The sequence below is a fragment of the Nocardioides candidus genome (genome assembly GCF_041321175.1).
GTDB lineage: Bacteria > Actinomycetota > Actinomycetes > Propionibacteriales > Nocardioidaceae > Nocardioides.
Map to the genome: position 1 here is coordinate 1,456,660 of NZ_JBGGWC010000001.1, position 24,269 is coordinate 1,480,928.

Consider the following 24,269-nt stretch of genomic DNA (forward strand, 5'->3'; position numbering starts at 1 on the left):
CCTCGGGAGCCGCGTCGGTCGCGCTGGCGTCGCCGGGACCAACCAACCGGCACGACCCACCTGAGGAGCAGCATCATGGACCGCTTCACCCGAGCCATCGCCATGGCCAGCGCCCGGCACCCGTGGCGCACCATCGCCACCTGGATCGCCGTACTCGCCGGCATGTTCGTCCTTGCCGGCGCGATCGGCGGCACGTTCGCCGACGACTTCGCCGCGAAGGGCAGCCAGAGCGACCGCGCGATGAACCTCATCAACGAGCACTTCCCCGAGGCCGCCAAGGGCAAAGCCATCGTCGTGTTCGAGGCCCAGGACGGCACCACCATCGACCAAGACCGTAGAGACATCGCCCAGGTTCTCGCCCAGGTCGAAGGCCTCCACCACGTCTCCACCGTCGCCGACCCCTACAAGGCCGACACCATCTCCGAGGACGGGCACATCGCCTACGCCGAGCTCACCCTCGACGTCCCCGAACGCGACATGGGCAAGCCCGCGTTCGCTGTCCTGTCCGACGGCGTCTCCAGCATGGGGACCAAGGATGTGCGTGTCGAGCTCGGCGGCGACGCCGTCTTCCTCAACTCCGAGGACGAGACCTCCAGCCACGTCGCCATCGGCCTGCTGGTGGCCCTCATCGTCCTGCTGGTCGTCTTCGGCACTGCGGTCGCTGCGGTTCTGCCCATCGGGCTTTCCCTGGTCGCCGTCGGTGCCGGCATCGGCGCCATCACCCTGTTGGCGAACCCGATGACCGTGTCCGTCTCGGCCATCCCGGTCGCGGGCCTCGTCGGGCTCGGTGTCGGAGTCGACTACGCCCTGGTCGTCGTTGCCCGCTACCGCGAGAACCGGAACGCCAGTCGCGACAACCAGGCCGCGCTCGCCCGGGCGATGAGCACGTCTGGTGCCGCAGTCGTCTTCGCCGGCGGCACCGTCGTGGCCGCCACCGCGGCACTCGCCATCACCGGCATCGGCGTCCTGACCTCCATCGGGTGCGCGACCTCCCTCATGGTCGCCGCCGCCGTCGCGGCTGCCATCACCCTGCTCCCGGCCTTGCTCAGCCTGCTCGGCAACAAGATCGACAAGGGCCGCATCGGCCGCCGGCACCGCACCGTGAAGGCGCCCGAGCAGACGGTGTGGTGGCGGTTCGGGCACCGCGTCGCGGCGCGTCCGTGGCCGTACCTGGCCGGCTCGATCGTTGCGCTCCTCGCGGTCGCTGCGCCGGCTGTCGCGATGCAGACCGCGTTCCCGGCCGCTGGGGACGCGCCCCAGGACACGACCTACCGGCAGGCCTATGACCTGCTCACCGACGGGTGGGGCGAAGGCATCAACGCGCCGCTGACGATCGTGGTCGACCTCAATGCACCCAGCGCCGATCCGACGAACGCCGTCGACGCGAACGGCCTGGAGGCGGTCGCCGCCGACGTCGCCGCCGTGCCGGGTATCGCCGCCGTCGGGGAGCCGGTGACCTCCGAGGACGGGGGCACGGCGGTGTTCACCGCGACCCCGACCACCGGGCCGGCCGACCCGGAGACCTCGACCACCATCGACGCGGTCCGCGACGTCATCCCGGGCAACGTCTACGTCACCGGCATCACCGCCATCACCGACGACCTCAACGCCCAGCTCAGCCGCACCTTGCCCCTGTTCATCGGCGCGGTCATCGCGGTGTCGTTCCTGCTGCTGATGATGGTGTTCCGTTCCGTGGCCGTCCCGCTCAAGGCCGCCGCGATGAACCTGCTGTCCATCGGTGCCGCCTACGGCGTCCTGGTCGCGGTGTTCCAGTGGGGCTGGGGTGCTGAGCTTCTCGGGCTCGAGGGTCCGACCCCCATCACCTCGATCATCATCGTGATCATGTTCCCGATCCTGTTCGGGCTCTCCATGGACTACGAGGTCTTCCTGCTCTCCCGCATCAAGGAGGAGCACGACACCTCGGGCGACAACACAGAGTCTGTTGCCCGCGGGCTGGCTGGGACGGGCCGGGTCGTGACCTCCGCGGCGCTCATCATGGTCGCCGTCTTCCTCAGCTTCGTGGCCAGCCCGGTCCCGTCGCTGAAGATGCTCGGCCTCGGCCTGGCCGTTGCCGTCGCGGTGGACGCGACCGTCGTCCGGATGGTGCTGGTGCCCGCCACGATGGCGCTGCTCGGCGAGGCGAACTGGTGGCTGCCGACCTGGCTCGACCGGGTCCTGCCGCACCTGTCAATCGAGAAGCATGCGTCTGATGCGAGCGAGCACGGTGAGCCGGCCGGTCTCAGGAGCGGTCCGTCCTCGGCCGAGGACCTCGTCAGTCGCTGAGTCCCGCATGCTGAAGGTTGCCCGCCGTCACCCGCGATTGGGTGGCGGCGGGCCCAGTCGTGCAGTGGCGCGGAGATCCGGCGCCTGATGGCTCTCCGATGCGGTGTACCTAGGCCCCTCGTGCGTGCCTCGGACTAGAGGACGCGGTGTGCGCGTCCCTCGCCCGGTCTACTGATCCCCACCGGGCCCCGATCTTCGGCGTGTCGGAGAAGGCGAGCCCGTCGACGCGGCCGCTGTCGTCTTGGTCGCGCAGCGCGTGGTAGCCCCACTCCTCGGCCAGCGCTGGGTCGGGGTCCAGCTGGTAGGTGGTCAGATTCAGCCGCCCTCGGTAGTCGTCAGCAGCCAGTAACTGGTGCCCTACCTAGAGCTCCTCCGCTGCGTCGGGCAGCGTCGTGCTCACCAGTTCAGCGGCGAGACGTTCGCGGAGCTGACCGGCTGGCCAGTTGCCGCGACGATGCGCACCGTGTGGGTCCGCAGCAGCGGCAGGGTGAGTTGGACGACGTCGGATGTGTCGACGCCGACTGCGATGCCGTGCATGCCAGTGCCGTCGAGTGCCGGATCCGGTCACAGCCCGTGTGCGGCTCTCTCGTCAGTGGCAGGACGCGGTCGGGTGGACCTCGGCGCGCACGCTGTCGGTGTCCTGCTCAGCCATCGTCTCCAGCAAGACGCCGCCCGCGCAGCCGTAGGCGATGCCTACGCCGACCACGACTTGGTCTTCGCACGAGAAGACGGGAACCCGATCCATCCCGAGCGCGTGTCGAAGCGGTTCGGTCATCCGGTGACTGACTCGGGCTCGCCCCCGACAAGGTTGCACGACCTCAGACACGCGCGAGCGTCGCTCTCGCTCGCCTCCGGCACCGACATCGCGCTCGTCTCCAAGATCCTCGGCCACTCCAGCATCTCCGTCTCCGATGACAGCTACGCCCCCCTTAGAGGGCGTAGGCAGAAGAGATGCCGACGCCGCCGGCGCCTTGGCACCACGCTCCGCTCGTACGTGATCCGTGCACAGTCCGGCCGAGAACCAGTCGGGGCCCCTTTCGACCTGAATCGAAAAAGGGCCCCTGAGCTGGAGAAATCTGTACACCCCCTCGGACTCGAACCGAGAACCCGCTGATTAAGAGTCAGCTGCTCTGCCAATTGAGCTAGGGGTGCATGCGGTGAAGCGACGGAAAGATTACCGTGCCCGGCCCGCGGGATGAAATCGAGGGCTCAGCGGGACTCGAGGACGGCCTGCGCGGCGTTGTGGCCGCCGATGCCCGACACGGCGCCGCCGCGACGTGCGCCGGAGCCGCACAGCAGGACCGCGGGGTGGTCGGTCTGCACGCCCCACCGCGCCGCCGGCGTCTCGAGCAGGGCGCGGTCGGAGGCCCACGGCCACTCGAGGTCGCCGTGGAAGATGTGGCCGCCGGGCATCGCGAGGTCGCGCTCGACGTCCTGCGGGATCTTCGCCTCGATGCACGGGTTGCCGTCCGCGTCGCGCGCCACGCAGGTCTCGATCGGCTCGACCAGGTGGGCGTCGAGGGAGGCGATGGCCCGTCGTACGGCCTCGGCCTTGGTGGCCTCCGGGTCGGCCTCGAAGAGCGCGGCCGGGGTGTGGAGGCCGAAGTAGGTCAGCGTGTGGGTGCCCTCGGGTGCGCCGCCGAGGATGCTCGGGTCGGTCAGGGAGTGGCAGTAGACCTCGCCCGGCATCGGGTCGGGCAGGGCGCCCGAGGCCGCGGCGCCGTAGGCCGACAGCAGCTCGCCGTAGCTCTCCGCGAGGTGCAGCGTGCCGGCGAACGCGACCGACGGGTCGACGCCCGAGCGGAGCCGCGGGAGCCGGTCGAGGAGGAAGTTGATCTTGAGCTGCGCGCCCTGCGGCTTGGTCTGGTCGTCGTGCGGCTGGCCGAGCAGCAGGCCGAGGACCCACGGGGCGACGTTGGCGAGCACGACGCCGGCGGTCAGCCCCCGCTCGTCGGACCCGTCGTGCCACACGATCTCGGCGCCGTCGGCACCGGGCCGGATCCAGCGCACCCCGGCGCCCGTCACGATCTCCGCACCCGCGTCGAGCGCCGCCTTGGTCAGCGCTTCGGTGACCGCGCCCATGCCGCCGACGGGCACCCGCCACTCGCCGGTGCCGTTGCCGATCAGGTGGTAGAGGAAGCAGCGGTTCTGGATGAGCGAGGGGTCGTGCAGGGAGGCGAAGGTGCCGATGAGCGCGTCGGTCGCGACGACGCCGCGCACCACGTCGTCCTTGAAGCGCCGTTCGATCGTCTCGCCGAGGGGTGCCGTCACGATCTCGGACCAGGTCGTGGGGCCGACCTGGGCCCGGATGGCGCGCGCTCGCGGCAGCGGCTGCAACAGCGTGGGCGCGACGGCCCACCCGAGGTGCGCGACGTCGGTGTAGAAGGTGCGCCAGGCGTCGTACTCCTCGTCGGAGCCGGTGAGGTCGCGGAACGACCGCCGCGTGGCCTCGTCCTCCAGCCGTTCGACGAGCAGGCCGGTGGGGCGACCGTCGCGGACGACGGGCGTGTACGACGCCGTGGACCGCGACACGAGCTCGATGTCGAGCCCCAGCTCGGTCACCACCTGGTCGGGGAGGAGCGAGACCAGGTAGGAGTAGCGGGAGAGCCGGACGGGGTGCCCGGAGAAGGCGGTGGCGCTGACCGCGGCGCCGCCGACGTGGCCGAGGCGCTCGAGGACGACGACCGACAGCCCGGCGCGCGCCAGGTAGGCGGCGGCGGTCAGCCCGTTGTGCCCGCCGCCGACGATCGCGACGTCATAGCTCGTCCGGGAGGTCACGCGCTGACATTAGCCGGGATCGGACCATCCACTCCGTGCGCCCGACCAGCAGCGCGTGGAATAGTGGTGGTGCGGAAGAAGTTGACTTGGCAACTACCCGCACCGAACCTCTGGGAGGTGGGCGAGATGCCCGCGATCACCGTCGACGACCTCACCGTGCTCGACCGGCTGAAGGAGCCCGGCCTGGGCGACCAGCCGCGCCCCGTCTGGCAGGTCAGCACCGCCCCGCAGGGCTACGAGGGGGAGGGCTTCCCGGTGCGGCGCGCGTTCGCCGGCATCGACATGCGCCACCTCGACCCGTTCATCATGATGGACCAGATGGGCGAGGTGGAGTACGCGCCCGGTGAGCCGAAGGGCACGCCGTGGCACCCGCACCGCGGGTTCGAGACGGTCACCTACATCATCGACGGCGTCATGGACCACCAGGACTCCCACGGTGGCGGCGGCACCATCACCAACGGCGACACGCAGTGGATGACCGCGGGCAGCGGGCTGCTCCACATCGAGGCCCCGCCGGAGTGGCTGGTGGAGAAGGGCGGGCTCTTCCACGGGATCCAGCTCTGGGTGAACCTCCCGCGCGACGCCAAGATGAACGCCCCGCGCTACCAGGACATCGGCTCGAAGCAGGTCGCACTGCTGACCACCGCCGACGCCGGCGCGCTCGTGCGCGTGATCGCGGGCTCGGTGGACGGCCACGCGGGTCCCGGGTCGACCTACACGCCGATGGCGCTGGTCCACGCCACCATCGAGCCCGGCGCACGCCTCGACCTGCCGTGGCAGGTCGACCACAACGCGCTCGTCTACGTGCTCAACGGCGACAGCACGGTGGGGGGTGGCGTCGACGGCGGCCGCCCGATCCACACGGGTCAGTCCGCGGTGATGGGCGCCGGCGACTACCTGACGATCACCGCCGACAAGGCCCAGGAGAGCCGCTCGCCGAAGCTCGACGTCATCGTCGTCGGCGGCCAGCCGATCAACGAGCCGATCGCGTGGGCCGGGCCGTTCGTGATGAACACCAAGGCCGAGGTGATGGAGGCCTACACCGACTACCAGAAGGGTCGGTTCGGGCACATCCCCGCCTGAGTCCTAGAGTCCGGGCATGGCTCGGCTCTACCGCGACTCCTACGGCATCCCGCACCTGCGCGCCGACTCGGTCCTCGACCTGGCGCGCGCGCAGGGACGGGTGACCGTCGCCGACCGCGCCTGGCAGCTGGAGTGGCTGCGGCGGCGCGCCACCGGCACCACGGCGGAGATCGTCGGTGGGGCCGGCCTGTCCTGGGACCGCTTCTCGCGCCGCATGCGCACCGTCACCACCGCACAGCGCGCCTTCGCGGCGTGCGGCCCGGAGACGCAAGCGTTCGTGACGTCGTACGTCGACGGGGTCAACGAGGCGCTCGCGGACCTGGACCCGGCCACCGTGCCGGAGCTGGCCGCGGCGGGCCTCGCGCCGGGGGAGTGGGAGCCCTGGATGCCGCTGGCGACGTTCCTGGCGCAGCACCTGCTCTTCGCCAACATCGGGGGGCTGCTCTGGAAGCGGCTCGCGGGGGAGGTGCTCGGCGACGACGTGCGGTACCTGTCCTCGCAGGACCCGACGGCGTCGGGGAGCAACGCGTGGGCGGCCGGCGGCGGCCGCACCGCGAGCGGGCTGCCGCTCATCGGCGGCGACCCGCACCGGATCATCGAGCAGCCGGGCGTCTACCAGCAGGTGCGCCTGGCCTGTGACGACCCGGACGACCCCTTCGACGTGCTCGGCTACTCCTTCGTGGGGGTGCCCGGCGTGCAGCACTTCGCGCACGCCGGCGATGTGGCCTGGGCGATCACGAACGCCTGTGCCGACTACCAGGACGTGGTCGACGACGACGGCTCCGACGTCGTGGAGCAGCACCGCGAGACGATCGAGGTGCTCGACGGGGAGCCGGTGGAGATCGACGTCGTCGAGACCGCCCGCGGGCTGGTCTTCGAGGACGGCCTGGCCGTGCGCACCTCCTCCTGGGTGCTGGGCGACCTCGGCTTCGACGCGCTGCTCGGGCTGCTGCGCGCGCGCAGCGTCGACGACGTCGACCGCGCGCTCGACGCGTGGGTGGAGCCGGTCAACAACGCCCTGATCGCCGACCGGTCCTCCGTGCGCTACCGGATCGCCGGCCGGGTGCCGGTGCGCGACGCCACGGGGTCGTGGACGGGCTGGCTGACGGAGCCCAACCGTGCCGACGTCCCGGCCGACGGCCACGTGGTGACCGCCAACGAGTGGCGCGGGCCGGAGTCCGACGCGGTGGGCAGCGTCTTCGCCGCGCCGTACCGCGCCGCGCGCCTGCACGCCCTGCTCGAGGGGCGCGCCGACCTCACCCGCGACGACTACGTTGCCTTCCACAACGACGCGCTGCTGCAGACCGTGCCGATGCTCGCCGCCCTGGTGCCCGGGGCCTTCGACGACTTCGACGGTGTCATGGCGGCGGACTCCGCCCAGGCCGCCCGCTACGCCGCGTTCCGGTCGGCGCTGGTCCGCCGGCTGTGCGAGCAGCCGGTCTTCGCCGACCTCTTCGACCCGCCGGCCGCGCACCGGCACGAGGAGGTCTTCTCGCCCTGGCTCAACGCCACCTACCGGCTCGGGCTCGCGTTGCCGCGACTGGCCAACGAGGCTGTCGCCGGCACCCGGCCGTTCGGGGTGGACCTCCGCGCTCTTGCGCAGGACGCCCTCGCCGAGGTCGACGGCGGGGAGGTGCCCGCCACCTGGGGCGAGACCCACGTGACCGACCCGCTGCACTGGTTCGGACTGCTCGTCGACCGCGACTTCGACGCGCTGCCGCGGTTGCCGCTCTCCGGCGATGCCGACTGCGTCCGCTGCTGCGTGTCCTACCCGGCCATCAGCGACGCGTGCAGCCGCGGCTCCGTCGCCCGCTACGTCTGGGACCTCGCCGACCGCACCGCCGGCGGCTGGGTCGTCCCGGTCGGCGCGCACGGGCTTCCGGATGACCCGCACCACCACGACCAGCTGCCGCTGTGGGCCGCGGGCGAGCTCGCCCCGATCGTGACCGACTGGGACCTCCTCACCGAGCAGTGAGGTCCTTCTCGAAGAAGTGGGTGGCGTGTGGGTCGCTGCCCTCGTAGCGCGGCACGCTGCGATAGCCCGACCTCTCGTACATCGCGATCGCCTCCGCCAGCACCTCGTTCGTGTCGAGCACGACCCGCGTCGCGCCGCGCTCGGCGGCGAGTGCCTCCAGGTGGCGCAGCATCCGTGAGCCGAGCCCCGCGCCGCGCCAGTCTTGGTGCACCCACATCCGCTTGATCTCGGTGGCACCGCCCGGCGCGGGCCGGATGCCGCCGTAGGCCACCGGCTCGCCGTCGCTGGTCGCGAGGACGTACGTCGACCCGGGCTCGCTCGCGACCGGGCCCGACGCCGCGTAGCCGTGTGCGAACCGCGCGTCGATCTCGTCGAGGTAGCGGCGCAGCGCGTCGCGTCCGGCGGGGTCCTCCGGGGCGACCTCGCGGATCCGGATCGTCGCGGCCCGGACGAGGAGGTCGGCCGTGGCGAGCGCCTCGGTGAGGCGGGCACGCTGCCGGTCCGTCAACGGGGCGACGATCCGCGCAGCCAGGTCCTCGGAGCGGTCGTCGAGCTCCTGGCGCGCCGCGCGGCCGGCCTCGGTCAGCCGGGCGACCCGCCGCCGCTGGTCGGCCGGGTCGGGCAGCGTCTCCACCAGCCCGTCGCGCTCGAGGCGCCGCAACATCCGCGAGAGGTGCCCGCTGTCGAGGTCGAGGCGCTCCCGCAGGTCGCGGACGGTCGCCCCGTCGCTGGCGCCGATCTCGAACAGCAGCCGGCTGACGGCGAGGGGGCGGCCGGTGCCGAGGAAGGACTCCTCGAGCGCGCCGATCCGCTGGGTGTAGGTCCGGTTGAACCGGCGCAGGACGGCCGTCGTACTCATGTTGTCTGACTTTAGTCAGAGAAAAGCGCACGCGCCAGGAAAAGCAGGAGAGCCGGGTCCGACCGGACCCGGCTCTACTCCACTGGGGTGAGTTAAGGGACTTGAACCCGCGACATCCGCGACCACAACGCGGCGCTCTACCAGCTGAGCTATACCCACCATGACACCGGTTCGCGCGAGGGCGCCCGGGCCGTCCCAGAGTGTAGTGGGATCAGGCCCCGGCAGCAGAATCGGTATCCGCCTGCGGTCCACCGCGGCCCGGACCGAGCCCGGTGATCGCGCCACCGTGCCGCTCGGCGGCCGCCTTCGCCGCCTCGGCGTCGGGGCCCGGCAGCGGCACGAAGACGGTGTCGCGGTAGTAGCGCAGCTCCTCGATGCTCTCCTGGATGTCGGCGAGCGCGCGGTGGTTGCCGCGCTTGGTGGGAGCACCGAAGTACGCGCGGGGGTACCAGCGCCGGGCCAGCTCCTTGATCGAGCTGACGTCGACGATGCGGTAGTGGAGGAAGGCGTCGAGCTGCGACATGTCCCGGGCGAGGAAGCCGCGGTCGGTGGCGACCGAGTTGCCGGCGAGCGGCGGCCGGCTGTCCGACGGGCACTGCTCCTTGAGGTAGGCCATCACCCGCTCCTCGGCCTCGGCGAGGGTGACGCCGCCCTCGAGCTCGTCGAGCAGGCCCGACGTCTCGTGCATGGTGCGGACGAAGTCGATCATCTGGTCCAGCGCCTCGGGCGGTGGCTTGATGATGATGTCGACCCCGTCGCCCAGCACGTTGAGGTCGAAGTCGGTGACCAGGGCCGCGACCTCGATCAGGGCGTCGGCACCGAGGTCGAGCCCGGTCATCTCGCAGTCGATCCAGACCAGTCGCTCGTTCACGAGACCGCACCCTACGCCGTCGGACCGGTGTCTCCTCAGGGTCGGCTCAGGCCCGTGGCCTAGTCTCACGAACCATGGGCAGCACGGCGAGCGCGTGGATCGGGCTCCTCGCGCGCCTGGTCACCGGCGGGGTGTGGATCTTCGCCGGGGCCCTCAAGGTCACCGATCCCGCGGCCAGCATCGCCGCCGTGCGCGCCTACGAGCTGCTGCCGGCCTCCCTGGTGGAGCCGGTCGGCTACAGCCTGCCCGCGGTCGAGCTGGTCGTCGGCCTCGCCCTGGTGCTCGGCGCGTTCACCCGCGGTGCTGCGGTGATCTCCGCGCTGCTCCTCGTGGCGTTCATCATCGGCATCTCGTCGGTGTGGGCCCGCGGCATCGAGATCGACTGCGGCTGCTTCGGCACCGGCGGAGCGAAGGCGGGCGCCTCGTCGTCGTACCCCTGGGAGATCGCGCGCGACGTCGGCCTCCTGGCGGCGTCGGTCCTCCTCGTGCTCCTCCAGCGGTCGCGGCTCGCGGCTGACAACCTGCTCTTCCCTTCCCGCGCTGCCGCGCCCGAACCGGTCGAAACGCCCGTCTCCCAAGGAAGCTGAATGTCCTCGAAGTCCTCACCCACGTCGAAGGCCGCGGGTCGCGCGGCGAAGGCCGCCGAGCTGCGGCGCGAGCAGGAGGCCGCTGAGCGGCGTCGCCGGTTCCTGATGATCGGTGGGGTGCTCGCGGTGCTGGTCGTCCTCCTCGGCGGCGCGATCACGGCGTCGGTGCTGATCGACAAGAAGAAGGAGAACGACCTCGAGAAGGCGGTCGCCGGGGTCGGCGACAGCAAGTACGGGCTGGTGATCGGTCCCGACGACGCTCCCCACCACGTGGTCATCTACGAGGACTTCCTCTGCCCGGTGTGCGGCTACCTCGAGGAACACTCGCACGAGGAGCTCGCGAAGGCGGCTGCCGACGGGAAGGTGCAGGTGGAGTACCGCCCGTTCGACCTGCTGAGCCACAACGTCGACGCCGACTACCCGATCCGAGCGGCCGGGGCCTTCTCGGTCGTCCTCGACAAGTCCGGGCCCGAGGTCGCGAAGAAGTACCACGACCTCCTCTACGCCAACCAGCCCGAGGAGAGCGGGCCCTACCTCGACGACGAGAAGCTCGTCGACCTCGCGGTCGAGGCGGGAGCCGTCGAGGCCGACGTCCGTCCCGGCATCGAGGGCGGGTCGGGCGAGGACTGGGTGACGGCGGCGACCAAGGAGGCGCTCGACGCCGGCGTCCGGGGCACGCCGACGGTCCTCGTCGACGGCCAGCTCTTCCACAACGGCGACCCTGTCGACAAGCTGACCGAGGCACTGCTGAAGGAGGTTGCGTGAGCACGCACGAGGGATTCATCGCCGGGTTGCCGAAGGCCGAGCTGCACGTCCACCACGTCGGCTCCGCCTCGCCCCGCATCGTCAGCGAGCTGGCGGCACGCCACCCCGGCACGGTGCCCAGCGACCTGGCCGAGCTGCGGAAGTTCTTCGAGTTCCGCGACTTCGCCCACTTCATCGAGGTCTACCTCGCGGTCGTCGACCTGGTCCGGACGCCCGAGGACATCCGCTACCTGACGTACGAGATCGGGCGCGAGATGGCCGGGGCGCAGGCCGTGAGGTACGCCGAGCTGACCTGCACGCCGTACACCTCGGTGCTGCCGCACGACCCCGACCGGGGCATGGCCATCGAGGCCTACACCGAGGCGATCGAGGATGCCCGGGTCGCCGTCGAGCGCGACTTCGGCCTCGTCCTGCGGTGGATCTACGACATCCCGGGGGAGTCGGGCCTGCCCGCCGCCGAGGAGACGCTGGGCTTCGCGCTCGACCACGCACCCGAAGGGCTGATCGCCTTCGGCCTGGGCGGTCCCGAGGTCGGCGTCGACCGGGGGCAGTTCAAGGCCGTCTTCGACCAGGCACGGGCCGCCGGGCTGCACTCCGTGCCGCACGCCGGCGAGACCACGGGCCCCGAGACCATCTGGACGTCGCTGCGCGACCTGGGCGCGGAACGGATCGGTCACGGGACCTCAGCGGCGCAGGACCCGGCGCTGCTGGAGCACCTGGCCGCCGAGGGCATCCCGCTCGAGGTCTGCCCGTCGTCCAACGTCGCCACGCGCGCGGTCGCCTCGCTGGCCGAGCACCCGCTGCCGCGGTTCGTCGAGGCGGGCGTGACCGTGACGATCAACTCCGACGACCCGCCGATGTTCGGCACGACGCTCAACCGCGAGTACGCCATCGCCGCCGACCTGCTCGACCTCGACGAGTCCGGCCTGGCCGACCTCGCCCGGGCCGCCGTCCGGGCCTCCTGGGCGCCCGACGACGTCAGGGCGCGGGTGCTCGGCGAGATCGACGCGTACGCCGGCTAGGGATGCCGGGCGGAAAAGGTTTGGGCCCCGGGGACTCATACTCCCCGGGGCCAGGTTCATCCTGACCCGGGAGTGGGTCCGATCTGCGCAGGCGCGCCGGGTCGGTGCCGCGAGGGAGTGCGGGACCGAGCACTGAGCTCCAGCGGGCACACCGCCCTCGCGCCGCTGGCGGATCGCGGCGGAGGGCAGGTGGGTGCCCCCGGCAGGACTCGAACCCGCAACCCGCCGGGTAGAAACCGGCCGCGCTATCCAGTTGCGCCACGGGGGCATGCAGACAGGAGTATCCCATCCGCCTGACTGATCACCCGCGCAGGCGGGCCATCCACTCCTCGACCGCCTCCGGCTCGCGGGGAAGCGCGGCGGACAGGTTGCGGACCCCGTCGGCGGTGACCACGACGTCGTCCTCGATCCGGATGCCGATGCCGCGCAGCTCCGCGGGGACGAGCAGGTCGTCCTCCTGGAAGTAGAGGCCGGGCTCGACGGTGAGCACCATGCCCTCGGCGAGGGTGCCGTCGCGGTAGGACTCCGGCGCGGCCCGGCCGCAGTCGTGCACGTCCATGCCGAGCATGTGGCTGGTGCCGTGCAGCGTCCAGCGGGAGTAGACCTTCGACTCCGGGTCGAGCGCCTCCTCGACGGGGACGGGCAGCAGCTCGAGGTCGGCGAGACCGTGGGCGAGCACCTCCATCGCGGCGTCGTGACCGGCGAGGAAGGGCTGGCCGGGGCGCAGCGCGCCGATGCCGGCCTCCTGCGCCCGAAGCACGAGGGAGTAGAGGTCGCGTTGGAGCGGGGTGTAGGTGCCGTCGACGGGGATCGTCCGCGTCACGTCGGCGGTGTAGAGGTTGTGGCCCTCGACGCCCATGTCGAGGAGGACGAGCTCGCCGGGCGTGATGGGCCCGGAGTTCTCGATCCAGTGCAGGGTCGTGGCGTGCGCCCCGCCGGCGACGATCGAGTCGTAGCCCAGGTCGTTGCCCATCGCCCGCGCACGACGGAAGAAGGTGCCCTCGAGCCAGCGCTCGCCGTACTTCAGGACCTGCTCCCACTCGCGCACGGAGTCCTCGAAGCCGAGCGTGGTGATGTCGCAGGCGGTCTGCAGCTCGGCGAGCTCCCACTCGTCCTTGATCAGCCGCATCTCCGAGACGACCCGGGCGAGGTCCTCGTCGAGGGTCTCGTCGGGCGCGATCAGGGCGTCGACCCCGGCCGAGAGGCCGCGGTGCACGCGGGTCTTCGTCGAGACCGACAGGGCGTCGTCCAGCTCGTCGATGTGGCGCACGGGGAGCCCGAGGGAGGCCCCGATCTCGTCGAGCGACGGACGCCGGCCCACCCAGAGGGCGCCGTATTGACGGTCCCGGAAGAACTCGTCGCTGTCGCGCCCCGACCCCGGTCGCGCGTAGAGCACGGACGAGCCGTCCGGCTCGACGACGAGCACGGCGTCGGAAGTCTGGTTGCCGCAGAAGTAGGTGTGGGCCGTGTCCGGACGGAACCGGTAGTCGGTGTCGTTGGAGCGCACCTTGAAGGTGCCCGCGGGCAGCACCAGGCGCTCACCCGGGAAGGTTGCCGCGAGGCGGGCGCGCCGAGCTGCCGCATACGACGCCATCGGATGGGGCGCGACCTCGCGCTCCCGGTCGTCCCACCCGGTGCGCATGAAGGCGGCGTAGGCCTCGGGGACGCTGGGGTCGTGGCTCTCGGTCTTGGGCTCCAACTGCCTGTCGTTCACGGGATCCACTGTAACTTCTCCTGCCCTGCGCCGGATCGGCCGCGAAGGTGCCGTCCCGATAGGCTTCGGCGCATGCCAGCAGTACGCCGCGACAGCCCTGACGGGGTCGCCTTCACGGTCGTGGTGACCGTGGCGGTGGTCGTCGGCGCGCTCCTCATGCTGGTGATCCTGGCGCTGTCGGGGGCTCCCGCGATCATGCTCCTGGCGACCGCGCTCGCGGCGCTGCCGGTCGGGCCGGTGGTGGCGGTCTACCTCTGGCTCGACCGCTACGAGCCCGAGCCCAAGCTCCTCCTGGCCTACGCCCTGCTGTGGGGCGCCTTCGTCGCGACGATCGCGGCGCTGGTCGTCCAGGGCATCGGCGGCTTCGTGGTCGGTCTCACCGACACCACGTCGCTCGCCGTGGTCGCGCCGCTCAGCGAGGAGGCGAGCAAGGGCCTCTTCCTGTTCCTGCTGCTCTGGTGGCGCCGGGCCGAGCTCGACGGCGTCCTCGACGGCCTGGTCTACGCGGGCATGGTCGGGGTCGGCTTCGCCTTCACCGAGAACATCCTCTACCTCGCGGCGGCCTACGGCGGCACGGACGGCGCCGGGCCCGGTGGCGTCGCCGGGGTGTCGACCCTCTTCGTGGTCAGGTGCGTCTTCAGCCCCTTCGCCCACCCGTTGTTCACGGCCTTCACGGGAGTGGGGCTCGGCATCGCGGTCGGGTCGCGCAATCGCGCCGTGCAGATCCTTGCGCCCGTCGGTGGGTACCTGTGTGCCGTGACCGCCCACGCCCTCTGGAACACCTCGACCGTCTTCGGTTTCGGCAGCTTCGTGCTCGCCTACTTCGTGCTGATGGTCCCGGCGTTCGTCGGGATGGTCTGCCTGGCCGTCTGGGCGCGCAGCCGGGAGCGTCAGATGCTCGCCCGGGCGCTCGACGACGCCGCCTCGCGCGGGCTCATCCCCGCGACCGACATCGGCTGGCTCGTCGACCTGCGCGCCCGGCGCGTGGCCCGCCGGCACGCCCGCACCCAGGGCGGTGAGCAGGCGGCGAGGGCGATGCGGGACTATCAACAGGCGGCGATCGAACTCGGGTTCCTGCATCACCGACTGCTGCGCGGCACCGCGCCGAAGGACTGGCAGGCACGTGGCCAGGGCTTCCTGGCGCGGATCCAGGCGAACCGTCCCGGGTTCGCCTTCCCCGGACAGGTGGTACCCCAACGATGAGCACGTCCCCCAGGGACAGCGAGCAGGACGCGCTGACCGGCAGCCGCATGCTGACCGGGCTCGTCCGGCTCCGCGGCGCCCTGCAGGCCGCCGCTCTGCCGCTCGACCTTCCGGGCGTGGCCGGGCTGCGCGAGCACCGCCAGCAGGTCATCGACCAGCTCGAGGACTACGTGATCCCGCGGTTGATGTCGTTGGACGCCCCGCTCCTCACGGTCGTCGGTGGCTCGACGGGCGCCGGGAAGTCCACGCTGGTCAACACGCTGGTCGGTCACCGGGTGACCGCCCCGGGCGTGCTGCGCCCGACCACCCGCTCGCCGGTCCTGGTCCACCACCCCGAGGACGCCCAGTGGTTCGGGCAGGACCGGCTGCTGCCGGACCTGCGGCGCGTGCAGCACCCGACCAACGACCACGACTGCATCCAGCTGGTCGCCACCGACGCGGTGCCGAAGGGCATCGCGATCCTCGACGCGCCCGACGTCGACTCGGTCGAGGAGCGCAACCGGATCCTCGCCGGTCAGCTGCTCGCGGCGGCCGACCTGTGGCTGTTCGTCACCTCCGCCGCGCGCTACAGCGACCAGGTGCCGTGGGAGTACCTCAAGCTGGCCGCCGAGCGCTCGACCTCCGTCGCGCTGGTCCTCGACCGCACCCCGGCCGACGCCGTCGAGACCGTGTCGGGCCACCTGGCCCGGATGATGGCCTCGCGTGGCCTCAAGGACTCCCCGCTCTTCGGGGTCGCGGAGGGCGAGGTCTCCGAGGACGGCCTGCTGCCCATCGGGCACGTCGCCGAGATCCGCAGCTGGCTCGAGGCCCTCGCCGCCGACCAGATCGCCCGCAACGCGATCGTGCAGCAGACGGTCGGGGGCTCGATCAAGATCCTCACCCGGCGCATCTACCAGCTGGCCGACGCCGCGGACGACCAGCTCGTCGCGATCGGCGACCTCTCCACCCTGGTCCACCGCCAGTACGACATCGTCGGCAAGCACCTCACGACCGCCGCCACCGACGGCACCCTCCTCCGCGGCGACCTGCTCACGCGCTGGCAGGAGTTCGTCGGGAGCGGCGAGCTGATCCGTTCGCTCGAGGCCAAGGTCGGCTTCGTGCGCGAGCGCCTCGTCAACGCCATCAAGGGCAAGCCCCAGCAGGCGGAGCGCGTCGCCGTGGCCATCGAGACCGCGCTCGAGACGCTCGTCGTCGAGCACGGCGAGACCGCCGCCGCCCGCGCCGCCGTGGCCTGGCGGGCGACGACGTACGGCGGCCAGCTGATCGACGCCGCCAGCGAGGACCTGTCGCGGGCGTCCCGCGACCTGCGGCGCCGTACGGTGGCCGAGATCCAGGTGTGGCAGGGCGAGCTGCAGGAGCTCGTGCGCAGCGAGAGCGGCGACGTCCGGGCCTCGGCGCGGTTCCTCGCCGTGGGCGTGCGAGGCCTCGCGGTGACGCTGGCCGTGGTCGTGCTGGGCGGCGACGAGCCACCCGCCGCGGCGGCGGAGTCGTTGCGGCTCGGCACCCGACTGCTCGAGACCGTCGTCGGCCCGGGGAAGGCGGGGCTGCTCAAGCACAAGGCCCGGGCGTCTCTCGAACAGCGGATCGGCGCTTTGCTCGCGAGCGAGCGCACCCGTTACGTTGCACCGGCTGACCAGTGGCAGCTGTCGCCCGACGCGGGCGAGCAGCTGCGAGCGGCCGCCCGGCGGGTCGACGACCTGCGATACGCCGCCACGATGCACAAGTCGCCTGGAGGACATCTGTGACGCAGACGGATGGGGAGTCGCGGGAGCTGCGCGACCTCGCCACCCGGGGCACCGCGATCGGCGCGCGCCTGCAGGGTCTGGAGAAGGCGGTGGCCGCCGCGCGCGGCCGCCTCGACGACGCTCTGCTCGACGAGACCGTCACCACGGTCGAGCGCGCCACCGGCCGGCTGCGGCTCTCGGCCCACCACACCGTGGTGGCGATCGCCGGGGCGACCGGGTCGGGCAAGTCGTCCACCTTCAACGCGCTCACCGGGCTCGAGCTCTCCTCGACCGGTGTCCGCCGCCCCACCACCTCCTGGGCCACCGCGTGCGTGTGGGGCAGCGAGGGTGCGGCCGAGGTGCTGGAGTGGCTCGGGATCCCGCCGCGCCACCAGACGATGCGCGACTCGATGCTCGACACCCGCCGCGACGACAAGGCGCTCGAGGGTGTGGTCCTGATGGACCTGCCCGACCACGACTCCACCGAGGTGGCCCACCACCTCGAGGTCGACCGGCTCGTCGAGCTGGCCGACCTCCTCGTCTGGGTCGTCGACCCGCAGAAGTACGCCGACGCGGCGCTGCACGACCGCTACCTCGCGCCCTACCGGACCCATGCGGGCGTCATGCTCGTGGTCCTCAACCACATCGACACGATCGCGCCCGAGAAGCGGCCGGCGATGGTCGACGACGTCAAGCGCCTGCTCGCTGCCGACGGCCTCGGATCGGTGAAGGTGATCGCGATGAGCGCACGCGAGGGTCTCGGCGTCGACGAGCTGCGGCAGGAGGTCGCCTCGCGCGTCGAGCAGAAGCGGTCGACGACCGCCCGGGTCGAGGCCGACATCGCCGCGGCGATCGCCCGGCTCGACGCGGCGGGCGGCGACGCCCCCGCCCGGCAGGTCGACGCCCAGCAGACGCGCGCCCTCGAGGACCGGGTCGCCGAGTCCGCGGGCGTGCCGGCCATCGCGGGTGTCGTCGCGCGCACGGTGCGCGCCCGTGCGGCCCGGGCGGTCGCGTGGCCCCCCGTGGCACTCGTCGCGAGCCTGGGCCGGCGGGAGTCCGACGACGTCGCCGCCGCCTCGCGCGCCGGCGCCCGGCCGCAGGCGGTCGCCGTGCAACGCGCCGCCGTCGACAACAGCATCCGGGCGGTCGCGGACGACCTGGCCCATGGCCTCGGCGCGCCGTGGGCCGCCGCCGTCCGCGACGCCGCGACCGGCCGCCTCGAGGAGACCGACGACGCGCTCGACCGCGGTCTCACCGCTGTCGACCTGCGCGCCGACCGGCTCCCCGGCTGGGTCGGTGCCGTGCGGGTGCTGCAGTGGCTGCTCTTCCTCGCCGCGCTCGCGGGTGGTGCGTGGTGGGCCGTGCTGGCCACGCAGGGCAAGCTCGGCGACGCCCCCGACGTGGCCGGCACCGCACTGCCTCCGGTGTTGCTCGGAGCCGGTCTCGCGCTGGGCCTGCTGATCTGGCTGGTGCTCCGACCGCTGGTCGGTGGTGCCGCCCGCCGTCGCGGTGAGGACGCCGAGGCCGCGCTGCGCGAGGTGGTCGCGCAGGTGCTGGCAGCCCAGGTCGTCACGCCGACCGACGAGGTGCTGGCGTCGTACGGCGCCTTCCGCTCGGGTCTGGCGCAAGCGCAGCGCTGAGCCCTGCGGACCGCTGATCGTCCACAGGCGCCCGGTCCACCGGCTGTCCTCCACAGCCCGTCGTCGCGACGGGTCCCCGGTGTCGCTCCCTCCGCATGGACTGGGTCGTGTCCGGCCGCGAGCGCGGCCGGGGATACCGGAGGAGACGACATGATCAACGACACCATCGTGACGATCCAGGGTTGGGTCGGCAGCGAGCCGCAGCTGAGGGAGGTCGCCGGCACCTCGGTGACCAACTTCCGCGTGGGTTGCACGCCGCGACGGTTCAACCGCACGCGGCAGGAGTGGGTCGACGGCGCGACGCAGTGGTACGGCGTGTCCGCCTGGCGCGTCCTCGGCGAGCACTGCAAGCGGTCGCTCAACGTCGGCGACGCCGTCATCGTGCACGGCCGGCTCAACGCGCGGACCTACGACCGCAACGGGGTGGAGGCGACGGCGCTCGAGATCGACGCGGTCGTCGTGGGCCACGACCTGACTCGCGGTGTGACCGCCTTCAGCAAGACGGTCGGACAGGTGCGCCGTGACGAGCGCCCCCAGGAGCAGGCGGCGACCCCTGCCGACCCGTGGGGCGCCGACGAAGTCCAGGAGCCCGCGGTGGCCGGGGCGGCCTGACCGGCCCGGGCCGGTGCGGCGACCCCGCACCGGCACCGGTCACGGTCCACCCGTAGGCTGGTCGATCGTGGCTGAGTACGTCTTCACCCTGCGCAACGTCCGGAAGGCTCACGGCGACAAGGTCGTCCTCGACAACGTGACCCTGTCGTTCCTCCACGGCGCCAAGATCGGCGTCGTGGGGCCCAACGGCGCCGGCAAGTCATCGCTCCTCAAGATCATGGCGGGCCTCGACCGGCCCAACAACGGCGACGCGATCCTCGATCCCGACGCGACGGTCGGGATGCTGCAGCAGGAGCCGCCGCTCACCGAGGGCAAGACGGTGCTGGAGAACGTCGAGGAGGCCGTCGGGGAGATCAAGGGGAAGCTCGACCGCTTCAACCAGATCTCCGAGGCGCTCGCCGATCCCGACGCCGACTACGACGCCCTGCTCGCCGAGATGGGGGACCTGCAGACCGACCTCGACCACGCGAACGCGTGGGACCTCGACAGCCGGCTCGACCAGGCGATGGACGCGCTGCGGTGCCCGCCGCCGGACGGCCTCGTGGACAACCTGTCGGGTGGTGAGCGCCGCCGCGTCGCGCTGTGCAAGCTGCTGCTGCAGCAGCCCGACCTGCTGCTCCTCGACGAGCCCACCAACCACCTCGACGCCGAGTCGGTGCAGTGGCTCGAGGGCCACCTGAAGACCTACCCGGGCGCGGTGCTCGCGATCACCCACGACCGCTACTTCCTCGACAACGTGGCCGAGTGGATCGCCGAGGTCGACCGCGGCAGCATCCACGGCTACGAGGGCAACTACTCCACCTACCTGGAGACCAAGAAGGAGCGCCTCAAGATCGAGGGCGCCAAGGACGCGAAGCGCGCCCGGATGCTCGAGAAGGAGCTGGAGTGGGTCCGCTCCAACGCCAAGGCCCGCCAGACCAAGAGCAAGTCGCGTCTGGCGCGCTACGAGGAGCTGGCGGCGGAGGCCGAGAAGGCCCGCAAGATCGACACCTCCGAGATCAACATCCCGCCCGGGCCGCGGCTGGGTGACGTGGTGCTCGAGGTCAAGGGGCTCACCAAGGGCTTCGAGGGTCGCACGCTCTGGAACGACATCTCCTTCACGCTTCCGCGCGCCGGCATCGTCGGCATCATCGGCCCCAACGGTGTCGGCAAGACCACCCTGTTCCGCATGATCACCGGGCAGGAGCAGCCCGACGGCGGTGAGGTCAACGTCGGCCAGACCGTGAAGATCTCCTACGTCGACCAGAGTCGCGGCGGCATCGACCCCGCCAAGAACGTGTGGGAGGTCGTCTCCGACGGTCTCGACTTCATCAAGGTCGCGAACTTCGAGATGAACTCGCGCGCCTACGTCGCCTCCTTCGGCTTCAAGGGGCCCGACCAGCAGAAGAAGGCCGGCGTCCTCTCCGGTGGTGAGCGCAACCGCCTCAACCTCGCGTTGACGCTCAAGATGGGCGGCAACCTGCTGATCCTCGACGAGCCGACCAACGACCTCGACGTCGAGACGCTCTCCTCGCTCGAGGACGCCCTCCTCGACTTCCCCGGCTGCGCCGTGGTCACCTCCCACGACCGGTGGTTCCTCGACCGCGTCGCGACCCACATCCTGGCGTGGGAGGGCGACGACGAGGACTCGGCGAAGTGGTTCTGGTTCGAGGGCAACTTCGCGTCCTACGAGGAGAACAAGGTCGAGCGCCTCGGCGCGGAGGCGGCGCGCCCGCACCGGGTCACCCACCGCCGCCTGACGCGCGACTGATCCTGGAGCGCGTCCGACGCGCGACAGGCGTCAGCGCCCGTCGCGCATCTCGCGTCCGGGGTGGTCGACGATCAGCCGGTCGGCGACGGCGTCCATCACCCTGCCGAGGGCGACGAGGTCCTCGTCGTCGGCAAGGTCGACCAGGTAGTCGCGCACGCCCATGACGTGGGTGGGTGCGACGTTGCGCAGGACGAGGTCGCCCCGCTCCGACATCCGGCACACCACGCCGCGGCCGTCGTCGGTCGCTCCGCACCGCGAGACCAGGCCGTCGTTCTCCATCCGCTTCACGGTATGGGTGACCCGGCTCCGGCTGTGGGCGAGCGAGTCGGCGAGCTGCGCCATCCGCAGCTCGCCCCCCGACTCGGAGAGCCGGACCAGGATCTCGTACTCCACCAGCGACAGGCCGTGCTGCTGGCGCAGGTCGTCGTCGAGCCGGTCGAAGAGCAGCGTCGTGCCGAGGATCAGCGCCCGCCATGCCTGCTGCTGGCGCTCATCGAGCCACCGCGGCTCGCGCCGCTTCCACGCCTCGCGCGTCGCCTCGTGGTCGCCCTCGGTCACCGGGCCAGTCTAGGACGGCCCGATGTCGGCTCAGGCCATCCGCTCCAGGATCATCGCCATGCCCTGACCGCCGCCGACGCACATCGTGATGAGGCCGGTGGACTTGTCGTGCCAGTCCAGCGAGTTCAGCATCGTGTTCTGCAGGCGGGCACCCGTCATGCCGAACGGGTGGCCGACCGCGATCGCACCGCCGTTGACGTTGAGGCGGTCGAGGTCGATGCCGAGGTCCTGGTACGACGGCACGACCTGTGCCGCGAACGCCTCGTTGATCTCGACCAGGTCGATGTCGCCGATCGACATGCCGGCGTAGCGCAGCGCGTTCTTGGTCGCCTCGACGGGACCCAGGCCCATGATCTCGGGGGAGAGGCCGCTGACGCCGGTGGAGACGATCCGCGCGAGCGGGGTCAGGCCGAGCTCGGCGGCCTTGGTGTCGGACATGATCACGACGGCGGCCGCGCCGTCGTTGAGCGGGCAGCAGTTCGCCGCGGTGACGACCCCGTCGGGGCGGAAGACCGGGTCGAGCTGGGAGGCGGCCTCGTAGGTGACGCCGGCGCGGGGGCCGTCGTCCTTGGAGACCACGGTGCCGTCGGCGAGGGTCACCGGCGTGATCTCGCGCTCCCAGAAGCCGTCGGCGATCGCCTTCTCCGCCAGGTTCTGCGACCGCACACCGAACTCGTCGAGCTCCTTGCGGGTCAGGCCGCGCATCCGGGCGACGTTCTCCGCGGTCTGCCCCATGGCGATGTAGACGTCGGGGAGCTGGCCGTCCTCACGGGGGTCGTGCCAGTCCTTGCCGCCCTTCGCGTACTCCTCGGTGCGCGTCTGGGCGTCCTCGAAGAGAGGGTTCTTGGTGTTGGGGATGTGGTCCGACGTACCGAACTGGTAGCGCGACACGGTCTCGACTCCGGCCGAGATGAAGACGTCGCCCTCGCCCGCCCTGATCGCGTGGAAGGCCATCCGCGAGGTCTGCACCGACGAGGAGCAGTAGCGGGTGATCGTGGCGCCCGGGATCTCGTAGCCCATCAGCGTCGTGACGATGCGCGCCATGTTGTTGCCCGCCTCGCCACCAGGGAGTCCGCAGCCGAGGTAGAAGTCGTCGATCTCGTTGGGGTCGAGGGCCGGGATCTTGTCGAGCGCCGCCTGGGCGATGAAAGCGGTGAGGTCGTCGGGACGGAAGTCCTTCAGCGAGCCCTTGTTCGCGCGGCCGATCGGCGTGCGGGCTGCGGAAACGATGACGGCCTCGGGCATGGGGACTCCTCGATGAGCGGTGACGTGAACCTGGCCAGGGTAGTGCGCGCACGGTGCAACGTGTTGCAGTGGTGGCCGACGCCACACCTGCCTGCCGCCGGCACGGACCCGGCCGTGGGGCGACGCTCCGGCGTGCGAGCATGCTGGACGTGCGCCATCGCTACGTGTGCCCGATCCGCTGGGCGGACCTGGACCTCCTCGGGCACGTCAACAACGTGCGTTACGTCGACTACCTCCAGGAGGCGCGGGTCGACCTCCTGCGGGCCCACCGGTGGCCCGAGACGGCCGGTTCGGAGGACGCCACGGCGGCGCTGGCCGACGCGCTGATCGTCGGGCGCCACGAGGTGACCTATCGGGCGCCCCTGTTGTTCAGCGAGCGCCCCGTGCTGATCGAGTGCTGGGTCACCGAGCTGCGCGCCGGCTCCTTCACGATGGCCTACGAGGTCTACCACGAGGACGAGGCGGGCGGACGCACCGTCTACGCCGAGGCCAGCACGGTGCTGGCGCCGTACCGCTTCGACATCGAGAGTCCCCGCAGGCTGCGACCCGAGGAGCGCGCGGTCCTGGAGGCCTATCTCGAACCCGTCCCGCGGCAGCGACCTGGACGGGTGGTCATCGACCGCGGCCGGGCCACCCACTACCCGGTGCACGTCCGCTTCAGCGACGTCGACGTCTACCGCCACGTCAACAACGTCGTCTACTTCGAGTACTTCCAGGAGGCCCGGATCCGGCTGTTCAGCGAGCTCGGCCGCACCCTCCCCGGCGGCGACGAGGCCCGGGTGGTCGTGGCCCAGACCGATGTCGACTACCTGGCGCCGATCCTGCTGCGCGGCGAGCCCTACGACGCCTGGTCGCAGGTGGCGCAGGTGGGCCGGACGTCGATGGTCGTCGAGTCGGAGATCGCGCTCGGCGATCAGCCGCTCGCCCGCGCCCGGGTCGTGCTCGTCTTCTTCGACCCCGCGTCGGGCCGACCGACGGAGCCGCCGGCGACCTACCGCGAGTCGCTGGTCCGCGCCCTCGGCTGAGGCCGGCGTCCGCTACTCGGCCGGCTGCGCCCCGCCGACGAACGGCGAGGGCAGCAGGGCACCGCGGAGCTTCTTCAGGCCGCGGTGCCGCGCCACGCGTACGGCGACCGGGCTGATCCCGAGCGCCTCGGCGGTCGCCGCGACGTCGAGCTCGAGCACCTCGAGGCAGGTGACCACGTCGCGCTCGCGCGCCGGAAGCGCGGCGAGTGCCTCGCGGACCCACTCGGCTGCGGCGAAGACCGACTCAGGTCCGGTGGCCAGGTGCTCGCCCGCCGGCATCGCGGCGCTGGCTGCCTGGCGCCGGCCGCTGCGCCTCCGCGCGTTGGCGGTGTGGTTGCGGGCGATGCCGAAGAGCCAACCGGCGAAGTCGGAGGCGGTGCCGTGGAAGTCGGCGATCTTCTGGGCGGCGACCAGCCACGACTCCGCCGCGAGGTCGTCCGGGCTCTCGTCGAGCCCGCTCGCCCGGGTCTCCAGCCACAGCAGCAAACGCCCGGCGTGGGCCTTGTACAGCTCACGCCAGGCATCAGGGTCGCCGCCCTTCGCCGCGGCGACCAGCTCGTCGTCGGACCTCACCG

The 24,269-nt window shown here is 71.7% G+C and carries 22 protein-coding genes and 2 tRNA genes; 13 read left to right on the forward strand and 11 right to left on the reverse strand.

From position 1 onward, the window contains the following. Nucleotides 1–75 precede the first annotated feature (75 nt). Nucleotides 76–2,283 carry an MMPL family transporter gene (locus ACAX67_RS07285; RefSeq protein WP_370703146.1) on the forward strand — a complete coding sequence of 736 codons (2,208 nt, stop codon included), beginning with the start codon at nucleotides 76–78 and terminating at the stop codon, nucleotides 2,281–2,283. A 396-nt stretch (nucleotides 2,284–2,679) separates the two neighbouring features. Here ACAX67_RS07285 and ACAX67_RS07290 read toward each other — a convergent pair whose 3' ends face one another. After that, entirely contained in the window at nucleotides 2,680–2,820 is a 141-nt protein-coding gene (locus tag ACAX67_RS07290; RefSeq protein ID WP_370703147.1) for a hypothetical protein, read from the reverse strand. Between the two features lie 52 nt (nucleotides 2,821–2,872). Then, nucleotides 2,873–3,058 carry a hypothetical protein gene (locus tag ACAX67_RS07295; protein WP_370703659.1) on the reverse strand — a complete coding sequence of 62 codons (186 nt, stop codon included), beginning with the start codon at nucleotides 3,056–3,058 and terminating at the stop codon, nucleotides 2,873–2,875. Here ACAX67_RS07295 and ACAX67_RS07300 point away from each other — a divergent pair. Beyond that, nucleotides 2,993–3,397 (forward strand): tyrosine-type recombinase/integrase, encoded by a 405-nt coding sequence (locus ACAX67_RS07300; protein WP_370703646.1) that lies wholly within the window; start codon nucleotides 2,993–2,995, stop codon nucleotides 3,395–3,397. The genes ACAX67_RS07295 and ACAX67_RS07300 overlap by 66 nt on opposite strands. Here the strand turns inward: ACAX67_RS07300 and ACAX67_RS07305 are convergent. Then, nucleotides 3,363–3,435: transfer RNA gene (locus ACAX67_RS07305), tRNA-Lys, on the reverse strand. The genes ACAX67_RS07300 and ACAX67_RS07305 overlap by 35 nt on opposite strands. Nucleotides 3,436–3,492: 57 nt before the next feature. Next, the gene (locus tag ACAX67_RS07310; RefSeq protein ID WP_370703148.1) at nucleotides 3,493–5,061 is read right to left on the reverse strand and encodes a phytoene desaturase family protein; all 1,569 of its coding nucleotides are present in this window, start codon (nucleotides 5,059–5,061) and stop codon (nucleotides 3,493–3,495) included. A gap of 126 nt (nucleotides 5,062–5,187) precedes the next feature. Here ACAX67_RS07310 and ACAX67_RS07315 point away from each other — a divergent pair, with 126 nt between their 5' ends. Both ACAX67_RS07315 and ACAX67_RS07320 read left to right on the forward strand, forming a co-directional pair. Then, nucleotides 5,188–6,144: a pirin family protein gene (locus tag ACAX67_RS07315; RefSeq protein WP_370703149.1), complete on the forward strand. Its 957-nt coding sequence runs from the start codon at nucleotides 5,188–5,190 to the stop codon at nucleotides 6,142–6,144. 16 nt (nucleotides 6,145–6,160) lie between these two features. Then, nucleotides 6,161–8,119: a penicillin acylase family protein gene (locus ACAX67_RS07320; RefSeq protein ID WP_370703150.1), complete on the forward strand. Its 1,959-nt coding sequence runs from the start codon at nucleotides 6,161–6,163 to the stop codon at nucleotides 8,117–8,119. On the opposite strand, the gene ACAX67_RS07325 is transcribed toward ACAX67_RS07320, so the two are convergent. Further along, nucleotides 8,106–8,978: a GNAT family N-acetyltransferase gene (locus ACAX67_RS07325; protein ID WP_370703151.1), complete on the reverse strand. Its 873-nt coding sequence runs from the start codon at nucleotides 8,976–8,978 to the stop codon at nucleotides 8,106–8,108. The two genes, ACAX67_RS07320 and ACAX67_RS07325, sit on opposite strands and share 14 nt — an antisense overlap. A 211-nt stretch (nucleotides 8,979–9,189) precedes the next feature. Next, complete coding sequence (gene orn, locus ACAX67_RS07330; protein ID WP_370703152.1) at nucleotides 9,190–9,849, reverse strand: oligoribonuclease; 660 nt, start codon at nucleotides 9,847–9,849, stop codon at nucleotides 9,190–9,192. Between the two features lie 74 nt (nucleotides 9,850–9,923). Here orn and ACAX67_RS07335 point away from each other — a divergent pair, with 74 nt between their 5' ends. Genes ACAX67_RS07335 through ACAX67_RS07345 form a run of 3 tightly spaced genes read left to right on the forward strand, consistent with a single transcriptional unit; the run spans nucleotide 9,924 to nucleotide 12,223 of the window. Further along, entirely contained in the window at nucleotides 9,924–10,436 is a 513-nt protein-coding gene (locus ACAX67_RS07335; protein WP_370703153.1) for a MauE/DoxX family redox-associated membrane protein, read from the forward strand. Beyond that, a complete protein-coding gene (locus ACAX67_RS07340; protein WP_370703154.1) occupies nucleotides 10,437–11,201 on the forward strand; it encodes a DsbA family protein in 765 nt (254 codons plus the stop codon). Then, nucleotides 11,198–12,223 (forward strand): adenosine deaminase, encoded by a 1,026-nt coding sequence (locus ACAX67_RS07345; protein ID WP_370703155.1) that lies wholly within the window; start codon nucleotides 11,198–11,200, stop codon nucleotides 12,221–12,223. The genes ACAX67_RS07340 and ACAX67_RS07345 overlap by 4 nt, the downstream gene beginning before the upstream one ends. A 194-nt stretch (nucleotides 12,224–12,417) precedes the next feature. Here the strand turns inward: ACAX67_RS07345 and ACAX67_RS07350 are convergent. Both ACAX67_RS07350 and ACAX67_RS07355 read right to left on the reverse strand, forming a co-directional pair. Next, a tRNA-Arg gene (locus ACAX67_RS07350) sits at nucleotides 12,418–12,491 on the reverse strand. A gap of 33 nt (nucleotides 12,492–12,524) precedes the next feature. Next, nucleotides 12,525–13,937 (reverse strand): aminopeptidase P family protein, encoded by a 1,413-nt coding sequence (locus ACAX67_RS07355; RefSeq protein WP_370703156.1) that lies wholly within the window; start codon nucleotides 13,935–13,937, stop codon nucleotides 12,525–12,527. A gap of 72 nt (nucleotides 13,938–14,009) precedes the next feature. Here ACAX67_RS07355 and ACAX67_RS07360 point away from each other — a divergent pair, with 72 nt between their 5' ends. From ACAX67_RS07360 to ettA, 5 genes are all read left to right on the forward strand, one after another. Then, nucleotides 14,010–15,140: a PrsW family intramembrane metalloprotease gene (locus tag ACAX67_RS07360; protein ID WP_370703157.1), complete on the forward strand. Its 1,131-nt coding sequence runs from the start codon at nucleotides 14,010–14,012 to the stop codon at nucleotides 15,138–15,140. Beyond that, nucleotides 15,137–16,885: a dynamin family protein gene (locus ACAX67_RS07365; protein WP_370703158.1), complete on the forward strand. Its 1,749-nt coding sequence runs from the start codon at nucleotides 15,137–15,139 to the stop codon at nucleotides 16,883–16,885. Before ACAX67_RS07360 ends, ACAX67_RS07365 begins: the two co-directional genes overlap by 4 nt. Further along, nucleotides 16,882–18,504: a GTPase gene (locus ACAX67_RS07370; protein WP_370703159.1), complete on the forward strand. Its 1,623-nt coding sequence runs from the start codon at nucleotides 16,882–16,884 to the stop codon at nucleotides 18,502–18,504. Before ACAX67_RS07365 ends, ACAX67_RS07370 begins: the two co-directional genes overlap by 4 nt. 150 nt (nucleotides 18,505–18,654) lie before the next feature. Beyond that, a complete protein-coding gene (locus ACAX67_RS07375) occupies nucleotides 18,655–19,116 on the forward strand; it encodes a single-stranded DNA-binding protein (protein WP_370703160.1) in 462 nt (153 codons plus the stop codon). A gap of 67 nt (nucleotides 19,117–19,183) precedes the next feature. Further along, nucleotides 19,184–20,866, forward strand: coding sequence for an energy-dependent translational throttle protein EttA (gene ettA / locus ACAX67_RS07380; protein ID WP_370703161.1), 1,683 nt, complete (start codon nucleotides 19,184–19,186; stop codon nucleotides 20,864–20,866). A 30-nt stretch (nucleotides 20,867–20,896) separates the two neighbouring features. Here the strand turns inward: ettA and ACAX67_RS07385 are convergent, their stop codons facing one another. Next, nucleotides 20,897–21,424 (reverse strand): MarR family winged helix-turn-helix transcriptional regulator, encoded by a 528-nt coding sequence (locus ACAX67_RS07385; RefSeq protein ID WP_370703162.1) that lies wholly within the window; start codon nucleotides 21,422–21,424, stop codon nucleotides 20,897–20,899. A gap of 30 nt (nucleotides 21,425–21,454) precedes the next feature. Beyond that, nucleotides 21,455–22,669 (reverse strand): acetyl-CoA C-acetyltransferase, encoded by a 1,215-nt coding sequence (locus tag ACAX67_RS07390; RefSeq protein ID WP_370703163.1) that lies wholly within the window; start codon nucleotides 22,667–22,669, stop codon nucleotides 21,455–21,457. Nucleotides 22,670–22,818: 149 nt separating this feature from the next. On the opposite strand from ACAX67_RS07390, the gene ACAX67_RS07395 reads away from it, so the two are divergent. Then, a complete protein-coding gene (locus ACAX67_RS07395) occupies nucleotides 22,819–23,694 on the forward strand; it encodes an acyl-CoA thioesterase (protein WP_370703164.1) in 876 nt (291 codons plus the stop codon). 12 nt (nucleotides 23,695–23,706) lie between these two features. Here the strand turns inward: ACAX67_RS07395 and ACAX67_RS07400 are convergent, their stop codons facing one another. Continuing rightward, nucleotides 23,707–24,267 carry an RNA polymerase sigma factor gene (locus ACAX67_RS07400; protein ID WP_370703165.1) on the reverse strand — a complete coding sequence of 187 codons (561 nt, stop codon included), beginning with the start codon at nucleotides 24,265–24,267 and terminating at the stop codon, nucleotides 23,707–23,709. Nucleotides 24,268–24,269 lie beyond the last annotated feature (2 nt).